The organism is Spirillospora sp. NPDC052269, assembly GCF_040679435.1.
In the GTDB taxonomy this organism is placed as follows: domain Bacteria; phylum Actinomycetota; class Actinomycetes; order Streptosporangiales; family Streptosporangiaceae; genus Spirillospora.
The window spans coordinates 299,664-313,489 of the sequence record NZ_JBFAUU010000008.1 but is presented as its reverse complement, the minus strand read 5'-3'; the positions used below and the strand labels follow the sequence as shown (position 1 = coordinate 313,489).

The 13,826-nt window shown below is 74.3% G+C and carries 10 protein-coding genes; 4 read left to right on the top strand and 6 right to left on the bottom strand.

Going from position 1 to position 13,826, the window contains the following annotated elements:
• The first annotated feature begins 34 nt into the window (after positions 1-34).
• A complete protein-coding gene (locus tag AB0L06_RS19705) occupies positions 35-2,497 on the top strand; it encodes an excinuclease ABC subunit UvrA (protein ID WP_500232459.1) in 2,463 nt (820 codons plus the stop codon).
• Here AB0L06_RS19705 and AB0L06_RS19700 read toward each other — a convergent pair.
• Positions 2,487-3,857: a hypothetical protein gene (locus AB0L06_RS19700; protein WP_500232458.1), complete on the bottom strand. Its 1,371-nt coding sequence runs from the start codon at positions 3,855-3,857 to the stop codon at positions 2,487-2,489. The two genes, AB0L06_RS19705 and AB0L06_RS19700, sit on opposite strands and share 11 nt — an antisense overlap.
• Positions 3,858-4,280: a hypothetical protein gene (locus AB0L06_RS19695; protein WP_500232457.1), complete on the bottom strand. Its 423-nt coding sequence runs from the start codon at positions 4,278-4,280 to the stop codon at positions 3,858-3,860.
• Positions 4,281-4,437: 157 nt separating this feature from the next.
• Between AB0L06_RS19695 and AB0L06_RS19690 the strand changes: the two genes are divergently transcribed.
• The 3 genes from AB0L06_RS19690 to AB0L06_RS19680 are packed head-to-tail and all read left to right on the top strand — an operon-like array spanning position 4,438 to position 7,368.
• Positions 4,438-6,351: a hypothetical protein gene (locus AB0L06_RS19690; RefSeq protein ID WP_500232456.1), complete on the top strand. Its 1,914-nt coding sequence runs from the start codon at positions 4,438-4,440 to the stop codon at positions 6,349-6,351.
• A complete protein-coding gene (locus AB0L06_RS19685) occupies positions 6,348-6,563 on the top strand; it encodes a hypothetical protein (protein ID WP_500232455.1) in 216 nt (71 codons plus the stop codon). The genes AB0L06_RS19690 and AB0L06_RS19685 overlap by 4 nt, the downstream gene beginning before the upstream one ends.
• Before the next feature lie 7 nt (positions 6,564-6,570).
• Positions 6,571-7,368, top strand: a complete 798-nt coding sequence (locus tag AB0L06_RS19680) for an SDR family NAD(P)-dependent oxidoreductase (RefSeq protein WP_500232454.1) — start codon at positions 6,571-6,573, stop codon at positions 7,366-7,368.
• A 75-nt stretch (positions 7,369-7,443) separates the two neighbouring features.
• Here the strand turns inward: AB0L06_RS19680 and AB0L06_RS19675 are convergent, their stop codons facing one another.
• The 4 genes from AB0L06_RS19675 to AB0L06_RS19660 all read right to left on the bottom strand — a co-directional run bounded on the left by AB0L06_RS19675 (position 7,444) and on the right by AB0L06_RS19660 (position 13,778).
• Positions 7,444-7,749, bottom strand: coding sequence for a 4a-hydroxytetrahydrobiopterin dehydratase (locus AB0L06_RS19675; RefSeq protein WP_500232453.1), 306 nt, complete (start codon positions 7,747-7,749; stop codon positions 7,444-7,446).
• A gap of 54 nt (positions 7,750-7,803) precedes the next feature.
• On the bottom strand, positions 7,804-9,966 hold the full coding sequence (locus AB0L06_RS19670) for a mannosyltransferase YkcB-related protein (RefSeq protein WP_500232452.1): 2,163 nt from the start codon (positions 9,964-9,966) through the stop codon (positions 7,804-7,806).
• A 108-nt stretch (positions 9,967-10,074) separates the two neighbouring features.
• Complete coding sequence (locus AB0L06_RS19665) at positions 10,075-12,288, bottom strand: ArnT family glycosyltransferase (RefSeq protein ID WP_500232451.1); 2,214 nt, start codon at positions 12,286-12,288, stop codon at positions 10,075-10,077.
• Positions 12,285-13,778, bottom strand: a complete 1,494-nt coding sequence (locus tag AB0L06_RS19660; protein WP_500232450.1) for a bifunctional glycosyltransferase family 2/GtrA family protein — start codon at positions 13,776-13,778, stop codon at positions 12,285-12,287. The genes AB0L06_RS19665 and AB0L06_RS19660 overlap by 4 nt, the downstream gene beginning before the upstream one ends.
• Between the last annotated feature and the right edge of the window lie 48 nt (positions 13,779-13,826).

The window sequence follows — 13,826 nt, the reverse complement described above, 5'->3', positions numbered from 1 at the left end:
GAACCTGGCCGCATCGCCGCCTAGCGTGATCGGCATGCACCACCACGAGCACCGTGATCACCTCGAGCACCTCGAACTCCGCGACACCATCACCATCACCGGGGCGCGCGAGCACAACCTGCGCGACCTCACGGTCGCGCTCCCCAAGCACCGGCTCGTCGCGATCACCGGGGTGTCCGGATCGGGCAAGTCGTCGCTGGCGTTCGACACCCTCGCCGTCGAGTCGAACCGGCAGCTCGCCGAGACCCTGCCCTGGTTCGTCCGCGACCGCATGCCCCGCCACCCCCGCCCCGACGCCGACCTCGTGGACGGGCTCACCCCCGCCGTCGTCGTCGACCACCGGCCCCCGCGCGGCGGCGCCCGCTCCACCGTCGGCACCGCCACCGACGTCCTCCCGGTCCTGCGCGTGCTGTACTCGCGCTGCGCCGAACCCGCCGCCGGCGAGGCGTCCGCGTTCTCCTTCAACGACCCCGAGGGCATGTGCCCCGCCTGCCACGGCCTCGGCTCCGTCACCACCCTCGACCTGGACGCCCTGCTCGACACCACGCGCTCCCTCAACGACGGCGCGATCCGGTTCGAACCCTGGGCCGTCGGGAGCTGGGTCTGGCAGACCCACGCCCGTTCCGGGCTGTTCGACCCCGACCTGCCGCTGCGCGACTACACCCCCGAGCAGTGGCACACGCTCCTGCACGGCAAGGGCTTCAAGGTGTCCCGGGACGGGGGCGTCGGCGGCGACCGCGGCAACACCTACGAAGGGCTCGCCGACCGCTTCGACCGCATGTACGTGCGGCGTGACACCGCCGAGCAGCCCGCCGCCCAGCGCCGTGCCGTCGCCGCCGTCACCACCCGCGGCACCTGCCCCGAATGCGGCGGCGACCGCCTGAACGCCGCCGCCCGCGCCGCCCGGATCGCCGGACGCACCCTGCCCGACCTCACCCGACTGGAGATCACCGACCTGACCGGCGTCCTCGCCGGAATGGCCGCGGACGCCGGGCCGGTCGCCGCCGCGGTCGTCGAGCACGCCCTCACCCGGCTGCGCCGCCTCGCCGACGCCGGACTCGGATACCTCACCCTCGGCCGTCCCACCCGCACCCTGTCCGGCGGTGAGGCCCGCCGCGTCAAGGTCGTCCGCTACCTCGGCTCCACCCTCACCGGCCTGACCTACCTGTTCGACGAGCCCAGCACCGGACTGCATCCCGCCGACGTCGACCGCCTCACGGGGCTGCTGCGCCGCCTGCGCGACCGCGGCAACACCGTGATCGTCGTCGACCACGACCCCGCCGTCATCGCCGCCGCCGACCACGTCGTCGAACTCGGCCCCGGCGCGGGCGTCCACGGCGGACGCCTGCTGTTCACCGGCGACGTCCCCGGCCTGCGCGCCGCCGGGACGCCCACCGCCCGCGCCCTCACCCGGCCCGCCCGGCTCAACACCCGCCCCCGCCGTCCCACCGGCCACCTCACGGTCGACACCGCCGCGGCCACCGGGACGAACGGACCCGCCGCGCACAACCTGCACCCCGCGGCCGTCCGGTTCCCCACGGGCGTGCTGACCTGCGTCACCGGCGTCGCCGGAGCCGGGAAGAGCACCCTCGCCGCCCGGCTGCTCCCCGCCGCGCACCCCGCCGCCATCGTCGTCGACCAGTCGCCGATCAACACCTCCCGCCGCTCCAGCCCCGCCACCTACCTCGGCCTGCTGGACCCGCTGCGCCGCCTGTTCGCCGCCGCCCACGACGTCGACCCCGGCTGGTTCAGCCACAACTCCACCGGCGCCTGCCCCGCCTGCGACGGCGCCGGGACGGTCACCACCGACCTGGCGTTCCTCGACCCCGTCACCACCGTCTGCCCCACCTGCCACGGCGGCCGCTACCGGCCCGAGACCGACCGCTACCCGCTGCGCGGCCACACGATCGCCCAGGTCATGGCCATGACCGCGGGCCAGGCCGCCGAACTGTTCCCCGAACCCGGCATCCACGCCCGCCTGGCCTCACTGCTGCGCACCGGACTCGGCTACCTCACCCTCGGACGGTCCCTCACGACGCTCTCCGGGGGCGAACGCCAGCGCCTCAAACTCGCCGACCACCTTCACCGCACCACCGCGAGCGGCCGCGCCCGGAACGGCGGCGGGGGCGGTGCCGGCGGCGGCCTCTACGTCCTGGACGAACCGACCGCCGGACTCCACCGCGACGACGTCGCCGCCCTCATCGTCCTGCTCGACCGCATCGTCGACGACGGCGGCACCGTCATCACCGTCGAACACGACCTCGACGTCATCGCCCACGCCGACCACATCATCGAGATCGGCCCCGGCGGCGGCATCCGCGGCGGGCACGTCACCTTCACCGGCCCGCCCGCCGACCTGATCCACGACCCCGCCTCGCCCACCGCCCCCCACCTCCGCCGCGCCCTCGCCACCCCGGACGAAACCGACACCGAGGGCGGGGGCGGGGGCGGGAGGACCGCCGAAGCGGGCGACGGGAGGGCCGCGGTCACCCGCTGAGCAGCGCGAACAGCCCCGCGCACGTCAGGCACACCATCACCGCCGCCAGCGGCGCCTGCCCCGCCAGGCGCCGCCCCGGCGGGACGGTCCGCAACGCCAGATCGTGCGCCGCGACCGTCCCCGCCAGATGCCCCAGCACGATCGCGTTCACCTGCACCGCCGCGATCACCGTCGGGGTCAGCACCCCGTAGTCGACCACGTGGCCCGTCGACCCCAGCAGATCCCAGCCCCGTCCCAGCGGATCGCTCGCCAGGATCACCGTCGTCTGGCCCTCCAGCACGAAGAACGAGAAGTAGTGCGCCACCGTGTACCCGAGCGCGATCGGCAGCAGCGTCCCCGCGAACCGCGACGACCACTCCCGGACGTCCTGCCCCGACACCCGCGCCCCGGCCCACATCGCCGCCCGGTACAGGAACGCCACCATGCCCACCGACACCAGCAGCCCTGCCGTCCCCGCCGCGACGTCCGCCGGATCCACGCTGTCGCGCCAGTACGTCGTCCGCGTCACCCCGTCGAACCCGGTCGACCCGATCAGCACGCACGCCGTCGCCGCGAGCCCGGACTCCCCGCCCGCGCCCATCAGACCCGTCAACGGCGTCCGCCACACCAGCGCCCCGTCCGGACCGCGCCGCCCGACCGGGCACATCCGCGCCAGCAGCGACGAGTACGCCTCGAAACCGTCACCCCGCGCGAACCAGTCCCGGCCGAACCACACCGCGAGCCCGATGTTCACGGCCGCGTAGCCCACGAGCAGCCACCCGACCGTCCGCGGATCGCTGCGGTGCGGCGCGACCAGCTCCAGCCACACGAACCCCAGCAGCCAACCCGCCGCAGGCCACCAGCCCAACCACTTCGGCGCCGTCCGCACCCCGGACGGATCCATCCCCGAGACCCGGCACACCACCGCGTGCAGCGTCCGCAGCGGATTCACCCGCCGCCACACCGGCCCGCACACCACGCTGACCGGCACCAGACCCACCCAGAACGTCACGAACAGCGCCCACGGAGCCAGGTTCCGCGCGTCCGAGGACGGCCCCGCGAACGCCACCCCCACCACTGCCGCCGACATGGCCAGCGCCACCGACCGGCCCGCCCACGTCAGCCACGACGCGTCCAGCAACCGCGCCAAACCCGCAGGCAGCGGACGACCCGCATCCGGACGCAGCCTCGGCCGCGTCCACGCCACCGTCAGCGCCAGGAACGACGCCGCGACCGCCGCGCCCCCACCCGCGATCGCCGTCACCCCGTCCATCGGCAGGTCCGTCCGGCCGCCCAGGCCGTGCGCCAGCACACCGCCACCCGGCCCGGACGCACCCCACCCCGCGCCGCCGAACGCGACCTCGGCCAGAACCCCCAACACTCAGCCCACCTGCAACTCGAACAGCCGCGCACCCGAGTGATGCAGCTCCGCCTCGAACACCCCCGGCACGGACGCGACCAGCCGCAACGTCTCCGGACGCCCCGCGGCCAACTCCAGCTCCCGGTCGTAGCCGTGCAGGTGGAACTCGTCGGCGACGTCACTGGTCACCGTGACCACGACCGTCGCGCCGCGCCGGACCTTCACCGTCCGGGACGCCGTCGCCACCCGTCCCTTCACCACTGACACCCGCACCTCGGTCACGGCCGACGACGCCGACCCCGAAGCCGTCCCCGCCGGTGTCCCCGGCGCGCCACCCGAGGCGCCGCCGGTCTCCGACCGCGCCTGCGAGGCGGGCTTCCCGCACCCCGCGCCGGCCAGCAGCGCCACCGCCACGACCAGCACCGGCCACCTCGACGCGCGCACCCTGCCTCCTCCAGCCCGGACCGCCCGGCGGCCGCCGGGTGTCGTACACCACACGATGTGACACTAGACAATGACACATTCGAGATTGGCATACTCCGGGCCGTGGGTGGAATCACACCCCCACCCCCCGAACAGACGTCCAGGCAAGGGAGCGACCGTGCCGCAACCCCCCACCGACAGCGCCGCACGCGCCGCCGCGCGCGTGCTCGGCCACCCCGCCCTCCCGCACCTGGCGCAGCAGGACCGGCCCGCCGGAGGCGCCGCGCTCGACCAGGTGGTCATCGCCTCCGGCGCCGGCGCCGCCCTCGCCGCCGTGCTGCTCCTGCTCGGCTGGGGCCACCGCAGCGGACGCCTCACCTGGCTCACCCGCGCCGCCGCGCTCTCCGAACGCGGCACCGGGCGCGGCCTGCCCGGCTGGGCCGCCCTCCCGTCCAGCGTCGCCCTGCTGTCCCTGCTCACCGCCCTGCTCGGCATGTACTGGGACATCTCCCTGCACATCTCGCACGGACGCGACGTCGGCCCCCTCGCCAACATCGCGCACTACCCGATCCTGTTCGGCCTGTTCGGGATCTTCACCGCGGGCGTCATCGCCGTCGTCCTGCCGCTGCCCGGCGAACGGCCCGGCGTCGCCGCCGTCCGGATCACCCGCACCTGGCATGCGCCCACCGGCGGCGTCCTGCTCGCCGGAGCCGGGTTCTACGCCCTGCTTGGCTTCCCCCTCGACGACGTCTGGCACCGCATCTTCGGCCAGGACGTCACCCTCTGGGGCCCCACCCACCTGATGCTCATCGGCGGCGCCGGGCTGTCCCTGGTCGCCATGATGATCCTCGAACGCGAGGGCCGCCGCGCCCGCGCCGCCACCGACCCGGACGGCCCCCGGCCGCCCGCGTGGACGCAGTGGATCCGGCGCGGCATGACGTCCGGCGGACTGCTCGTCGGGCTGTCGGTGTTCCAGGCCGAGTACGACTTCGGCGTCCCGCAGTTCCGGCTCGTCCACCAGCCGCTGCTCATCGCCGTCGCCGCCGGATGCGCCCTGGTCAGCGCCCGCCTGTGGGTCGGACGCGGCGGAGCGCTGTTCGCCGTCGCGTTCTACATGCTGGTGCGCGGCGGCGTGTCGGTCGCCGTCGCCGGGGTCATCGGCGAACTGTGGGCCGCCGTCCCGCTGTACTTCGCCGAGGCGCTGTGCGTCGAGCTCGCCGCGCTCGTCCTGGCCCGCCGCCCGCTCGCCCTCGGCGTCGTGTCCGGGCTGCTCATCGGCACCGCCGGGTTCGCCGCCGAGTTCGCCTGGACGCACGTCGCGTTCCGGCTGCCCTGGACGGGCGACATCGCCGTCGAGGGAACCCTCATGGCCGTCGTCGGCGGCGTCGCCGGAGGCGTCTGCGGCGCGCTGCTCGCCGAAGGACTCGAGGGCCGCCTCCCCGGACGACCCACCGCCTCACGCCGAGCCCGGCGCAACCTGGCCCGCGCGCTGTTCGCCGGGAGCCTCGCCGCGTTCGCCGCCGCCCTGGTCAACTGCCAGATCTACAGCGTCCCGCGCGGCGAGACCGCCACGCTCACCCTCACCGGCGTCCACGGCACCGGGGCCGACCGCACCGCCGACGTCCGCGTCGAGCTCACGCCCCGCGACGGCGTCGACCACCCGTCCTGGGTCGACATCACCGCCTGGCAGGGCAAGGGCCTGCACGTCGACCGGCTCGTCCGGGACGCGCCCGGCGTCTATCACACCAGCGTCCCCGCACCCATCGGCGGACAGTGGAAGACCCTCGTCCGCGTCCACGACGGACGCGAACTCGCCGGGGTCCCCGTCTACCTCCCGCACGACAAGGCCATCAACGCCCCCGAGATGCCCGCCCAGCCGCACGTCACCCGCGCCGTCACCGGCGAACGCCACATCCTGCAGCGCGAACTGAAGACCGGCCTGCCGCCCTGGCTGTGGGCCGCGTGCTCGACCGTCGTCCTCGCCTGCACCCTCGCCCTGCTCATCGCCCTCGGCTGGGGCGTCGCCCGGATCGCCCGCGTCCTGCCCGAACCGGCCCGGCCCGTCCCCGCTCCCGAGAAGGTCGGCACGTGACCACCCTGCCCCTGGCGGCGGCCGAGCCGCTCGCGACGCACTCGGCCGTCACCGCCATCCCGTTCTTCATTCCGACGTTCGTCGTCGTCGCGGTCATCGGCGTCATCGTCTGGCGCGACCGCCGCAAGCCCGACGACGCCGCCGAGGTTCCCGGCGGAGATCATTCCGAGGAGGGCGGTGAGCGGGACCCGCGCACCCCTTCCGTAGGGTGACCGTCTTATGGACCAACCCACGCCCCGCACGCCTGCGGCCTACCTGACCGGCATGTTCTCCCTGGAGGGGCGCGTCGCGGTCGTCACCGGCGGCAGCTCCGGCATCGGACGCGCCATCGCCGAGGCCCTCGCCGGCGCCGGCGCGTCCGTCGTCGTCCTCGCCCGCCGCGAGAGCGAACTCGACGCCACCGTCGCCGACCTCACCGCCCTCGGAGGCCGCGCCGCCCGCGTCAGCGTCGACCTCGGCGACCGGGACGCCCTGCTCGCCGCCGCCGAGGAGGCCGTCCGGCCGTTCGGAGAACCCGACATCCTCGTCAACGCCGCCGGGATCAACCTGCGCCCGCCGCTCGGCGAGCTCACCCCGGACGTGTGGGACACCACCATGGCCGTCAACCTCGACGCGCCCCACCTGCTCAGCCAGCGCTTCGGCCCCGGGATGGCCGAACGCGGCTACGGGCGCCTCATCCACATCACCTCGCAGCAGGCGTACCGCGCGTTCGTGTCCAGCGGCGCCTACGGCGTGTCCAAGGCCGGGCTCGCCGCCCTCGCCCGCTCCCAGGCCGAGGCGTGGTCCCCGCACGGCGTCACCGCCAACACGCTGGTGCCCGGCTTCGTCATGACCCCGCTCAACCAGCGCCTCCAGTCCAACCCGGCCATGGTCGAAGCCCTCGCCGCCCGCACCTTCGCCGGACGCAACGGCGTCGCCGAGGACTTCGCCGGAGCCGCCGTGTTCCTGGCGTCCCCGGCGTCCGCCTACGTCACCGGCCAGGCCCTGTTCGTCGACGGCGGCTTCTCCACCCACTAGGCGAGCGCACACACGTCCGGACGGCGGGACGGCCCGGCGGCGAACCCCGGCGGGCCGTCCCGCCGTCCGCCGGGCTCAGCGCGCGCCGTGCTCGACCGCCAAGCCGTCGATCTTGTGCGCCATCGCGAAGTCCAGCCTGGTCAGGCCGCCCTCGCTGTGCGTGCTGAGCGCGAACCGGACGGTCGTCCAGCGCACGTCGATGTCCGGGTGGTGGTCGGCCTCCTCGGCGGCTTCGGCCGCCGCTACGACCAGGTCGATCCCCGCCCGGAACGACGGCGCCTCGAACGCGCGCCGGATCTCCTCACTCTCCCGTGACCAGCCCGGCAGCTCCTTCAGCCGCTCGGCGATCCCGGCCTCGTCCAACCTGCTGCGGTCGACCATCGCTCCCCCTCGTGGACGCCCGACCGTCCCGACGACGGTCTCACGCCGAGTAGATCACCGTTCGGCCGTCAGGTCGTAGACCGTCACGCCGCCGACCGTCCGCGTCGTGAAGTTCTCCTCCACCCACGCTGCGATCCGCTGCGCGTCGTCGCTCCCGCCGGACGAGCCCCCGCCGCGCATCCCCGGCATCGACCCGCCGAAGAAGTAGTGGATCCTCTTCGCGGCCACCAGCTGCTGGAAACGCTCCAGCGTCGGCGCCGGATCGGTTCCGTTGAACCCGCCGACCGCCATCACCGGGCGGCCCGTCGCGAGCTGGTACCCGGCCGCGTTGTTCGACCCGACCGCCGCCGCGACCCACGTGTAGGACGACGCGTCCTGCTTCAACGCCTCGACCAGCTCAGACGACGGCTTCTCCGCGCCCAGCAGCCCGCCATGGCCGCCGCGCATCCCGTGGCCCACGCCGCCCGGGAACCCGCCCGGGTTCTGCTGGCCTGAGCCCTGCCAGCCCGGAGGCGGGCCGTTGAAGCCGGACGTTCCCGAACCGCCGTTGCCGCCGAACCCGGGGAAGCTCCCGTTGACGTTCCCGCCGGGCATCCCGTTCGGCGTCCCGCCGTGCGCCCACGGGCCCTGGCCGCCGCCACGCATGTGCCGGCCGAACCCGCCCGGCCCACGCCCCGTGGACGGACCGGCCGTCACGATCGCGCCCTCGTGCGGCGTGGACGCCGTGTCCAGCGCATACGCCACCGGGCCCGCGAACACTGCCACCACCGACGCCGCCACCGTCGCACCGGCCACCACCCGGGCCGCGCGGGCGCTCCGCCTCGGACGCTCGAGGTTCTCGTCGTCCGACGCCGACACCGCGATCAGCACCAGCGCCGTGAGCGCGGCGACGACCACCACGCCCGTCAGCCACGGACGCCACTGCGGCGTGCGGTGCAGCAGGACGCACGCCCACACCGCCGACACCAGCACCGTCGCGGCCAGCACCCCGGCCCACCCCGGGACGCGTCGTCGCGGCCACAGCAGGCCCGCGCCGAGGCCGACCAGCGCCGCGACCGCCGGGGCCAGCGCCACCGTGTAGTACTCGTGGAAGATTCCCCGCATCAGGCTGAACACCACGCCGGTCACCAGCAGCCAGCCGCCCCAGACCAGCAGCGACGCCCGCGCGCCGCCCGTCCGGGGCGTCCGGCGCACCGCCCACAGGCCCGCCGCGAGCAGCAGCAGCGCCGCCGGAAGCAGCCACGCGATCTGCCCGCCGACCTGCTGCCCGAACATCCGCAGCCAGCCCGCGTCGCCGTCGGTGTTGCCCAGCCCGCCTGTCTCGTTCCCGTTCAACCGGCCCAGGCCGTTGTAGCCGAGCGCCAGCTCGAGCACGCTGTTGTGCTGCGATCCGCCGATGTAGGGACGCGACGACGCCGGAACCAGCGCCACCACCGCGACCCACCAACCCGCCGCCACCAGCAGCGCGCCCCCGGCGGCCGGCAGCTGCCACAACCGGCGCCGCAGCGGCGTCGGTGCGAACACGAGGTACACCAGCGCGAACACCGGCAGGACCAGGAACGCCTGCAGCATCTTCGCCAGGAAGCCCGACCCCACGGCCGCGCCCGCGACCAGCAGCCACCCCGTCGACGCCCGCTCCTGCGCCCGCACCAACGCGTACGCGCCGACGCTCAGCAGCAGCACCAGCAGCGCGTCCGGGTTGTTGAACCGGAACATCAGCACCGCCACCGGCGTCACCGCGAGCACCGCGCCCGCCAGCAGCCCCGCACCGGCCGCCACCGCGCGCCCGACCTCACCGGCCAGCACCCGGCGCACCGACGCGTGCACCACCGCGACAGTCCCGACGCCCATCAGCGCCTGCGGGACGAGCAGACTCCAGGCGTTCACCCCGAACAACCGCGCCGACAACGCCATCGGCCACAGCGCCAGCGGCGTCTTGTCCACCGTGATCGCGCCCGCCGCGTCCGACGCGCCGAAGAACATCGCCTTCCAGCTCACCGAACCGGCCTGCGCCGCCGCCGCGTAGAACGCGTTGGCCCACCCCGACGCGCCCAGCCCCCACACGTACAGCACCGCCGTCACCGCCAGCAGCGCCCACAGCCCCGGACGCGCCCAGCCGGGATCGTCCCGGTCGCCGAACAGCAACCGCCGTGGCCACGGCCCGCGTGCCCCGTGCGGACGCGCCGCCGACGTCTCGTCCGCCAGTATCGCCGTCATCGTGTTCGTCCCCCCTCGCAAACCTGACCACGCGGAACCGGCCCGCCTCGACGCCCATCAGAGGCGCCGGGCGGGGCCGATCCCCTACGCGAACCCAACAGGAACCGCTCAGCCGAGCCGGTACAACTGCGTCGTCCCGCCACCCATCGGCGACCCGAACGAACCCGTCCCGGTGCCCGCCGCCGCGGACGCGGACTCGCCGTACTCGCTGGGCTGGACGAGCGTCCCGTTCTGCTTCACCCACGCGGTGACCGCTTCGGATCCGCCGCGTCCGTCCCGGCCCATTCCGCCCTCGGAGACCACGATGTAATGCAGCTTCCCCTGCCGGACGTACGACTCCAGCTTGGACACCGACATCGCCTTGTCGGTCCCGGTGAACCCACCCATCGCGATCACCGCGCGGCCGGTCTTCAGGATGATCGACGACGCCGCCTGCGCGTTGCTCACAGCGACGAGCCACTGAGCGCCGTCCTGGTGCTTCTCCAGGTAGGAGACCATCTGATCGCTGACCTCACCGCCCGGACCACCGAAGCCGCGACGCCCAGCAAAACCACCCTGACCGTTCGCGCCGCCCTGACCGCCAGGTGGTGTTCCGTAGCCCGGAAGGCCACTCCCGCGCGCCGCACCGTTTCCGGCGTTGCCCATGCCCGGAGGCATGCCGCCGAAACCGCGCAGCCGGTCGTCGCCACGTCCGCCCATGCGTCCGCCGGGACCGAAGCCGTGACCACTGTTCGGACCGGCGAGCGGGTTCGACCCGTTCACCGGTGAGGACGCCGCCGACACCGCGTACGCGCCCGGACCAGCCAGTCCCGCCACCAGCGCCAGGGTCAGCCCCGCCAAGGTGAACGGCACTCCCGCCCGCCGCAACAGCCGTCCGGCAAGCAGGTTCGCCACCGCCAGGACCGTCCCGGCCAGCACCAGCCAGCGCAGCGCCGGATGCCAGTGCGGCGTCCGGTTCAGCAGGACGAACGCCCACGCGCCCGTCGCCGCGACCGCGGCCGCCAGCACCCACGACCACCGCGCCGACCGCCGGTACGCGCCGAACAGCAGCACTCCGCCGCCGCCCACGAGCGCCGCGACCGCCGGGGCCATCGCCGTCGTGTAGTACGGGTGGAAGGTGCCCTCGGAGAAGCTGAACACCACGAAGTGCACCGCCAGCCACGCGCCCCACAACACGAGCGACGCCCGCACCAGATCGGTCCGCGGCCGACGCCACACCAGCACCAGGCCCGCGACCAGCGCGATCGCCGCGAACGGCAGCAGCCAGGAGATCTGGCCTCCCAGCTCCCCGCCGAACAGCCGGCCGATGCCCGACTGCCCGCCGAACCCGCCCCCGAACCCGCCGCGCGGACGGTTCCGCACCACGTCCCCGGCCTGCCCCGCGAACTCCCCACCGCGCTGCGCGAGCTCCCGGAACGCGTCACCGCCGCCGCGTCCGCCGCGGTTCTGCCCGAACACCCGGCCCAGGCCGTTGTAGCCGATCACCAGGTCCCACACCGTGCCGTCGGTGCTGCCCCCGATGTACGGGCGCTTGGACGCCGGGATCAGGTCGACCACCGTCATCCACCAGCCCGCCGACACCAGCAGCACCGCGCCCGCCGTCAACAGTTGCAGGACGCGCCGTCCGAGCTTCGGGGGGCCGAACAGCAGGTACGCCAGCGCGAGCGCGGGAAGCGCGACGGACGCCTGAAGCATCTTGGTGTTGAACCCGCAGCCGATGAAGAACGCCGCCAGCGCCAGCCAGCGCACCCGTCCGTCCTGGATCGCGCGCGTCGTCGCCCACGCCGCCGCGACCAGCAGCAGCGCCAGCAGCGTGTCGGGGTTGTCGTCCCGGTTGATCGCCACCGTGATCGGCGTCAGCGCCAGGACCCCGGCCGCCAGCAGCGCCGCCGCCGGGCCGAACGCCCGCCGCACCGTCACGTGCAGCAGCGCCACGGCCGCCACGCCCTCGATCACCTGCGGCAGCAGCAGGCTCCACGACCCGAACCCGATCACCCGGGCGAACAGGCCCATCACCCAGAGCGCCATCGGCGGCTTGTCCACCGTGATGAACGAGTGCGCGTCCAGCGAGCCGAAGAAGAACGCCTTCCAGCTCTCGGTGCCGCTCTTCACCGCCGCCGCGTAGTACGTGTTCGCGTCCCCGCTCTTCGACAACCCCCAGACGTACAGGACGGCCGCCAGCGCGAGGATCGCCCACAACCCCGGACGCACCCACGGCGGATCCCCCTCCGGCCCCAGCAGGAACCGGCCCGGCCACCCCCGCCGTGACCCCGCCGACCGGGACGCCCCCTCCGACGCACCGGTCGTCATCGTCGCGCTCACAGACCCGCCTCCTCAGGCGCCGCAGCAGCGACATCAGCAGTGGCCATGGGCGCGGCTGCGGCAGGGCTCGCTGTCGGACTCGTGGTCGAGTTCGCGGGCGGGGCCGCAGGGGCGGTTCCCGGACGCGACGTGCCGCGCAACCGGCGCGGGTGGAAGATCCACGCCCGCATCAGTAGGAACCGCACCAGTGTCGCGACCGCGTTCGCCGCCACCATCGCCGCGACCTCCACCCACCGGGACGGATTCGCGACCGTCGCATGCAGCAGCGCGAGCCCGCCGGTGCTGAGTCCCAGCCCGAGCAGGAACGTCAGCCCGCCCTCGACCTGGTGCCGCACCGCCCGGTGCGACCCGGTCACACCGAAGGTGAACCGGCGGTTCGCGGCGGTGTTGCCGACCGTGGTGACCACCAGCGACAGCGCGTTCGCCACCAGCGGCCCCATCACCAGCCGCAGCAGCACGAACAGCGCCAGCTGCGCCACGGTGCTCACCGCGCCGATCATCGCGAACACCGGGAGCTGACGCCGCATCCCCGCGGGCAGCTCACCGCCCGCGCCACCGCTCCCGTCACCACCGCGCTCGCCGCCGCCCTGTCCGTCGCCGGGCGGCCCCTGCCGCGTGGCGTCGCGTTCGGCGGCCTCGCCGTCCGGGCGCGTCCGTGCGCCGAACCGTCCAGCGACCGGGGCTCCGAACCCGCCGGTCAGCATCCGACGTCCCACCCGCGCCATTCCCTTCAGGTCGTCCAGCGCCGTGCGCAGCACGTCGACGCGGCTGTCCGGGTCGTCCACCCAGTCGACCGGCACCTCGTGGATCCGCAGGCCGGTCCGCTCGGCCAGCAGCAGCAGCTCGGTGTCGAAGAACCACTCCTGGTCCTCCACCACCGGAAGCAGCGCCTGGACGATCTCGGTCCGGCCCGCCTTGAAACCGCACTGCGCGTCGGAGAACCGCGCCGCCAGCGTCGCCCGCAGCAGCAGGTTGTAGCAGCGCGAGATCACCTCCCGGCGCGGCCCGCGCACGACCGCCGACCCGCGCGACAGCCGCGACCCGATCGCCAGGTCGCTGTGCCCGGAGAGCAGCGGCGCGACCAGCGGCAGGAACGCGTCCAGGTCGGTCGACAGGTCCACGTCCATGTACGCGACGACGTCGGCGTCCGAACCGGACCACACCCGCCGCAGCGCCCGGCCGCGGCCCTTCAGGTCCAGATGCACCGCCCGGACCCGCGGCAGCTCGGCCGTCAGCTCCTCGGCGAGAGGCCACGTGCCGTCGGTGCTGGCGTTGTCGGCGACGGTGATCCGCCACGCGTACGGGAAGGTGTCGCTCAGATAGGCGTGCAGCCGCCGCACACTCGCGGACAGCACGCGCTCCTCGTTGAAGACCGGGATCACGACCTCCACCAGCCGCCCCCGCCCGCCCGGCTCCCCTTCGGGACTCCCGGATCCGGACGGGGCGACGGCGTGGCCCGCCGTGCTCCGTGTGGTGACCAGGTGACTCATGCGAACCACCGTCGGAAACCGGCGTGGGAGACCGCTGAGCCCTTCCTT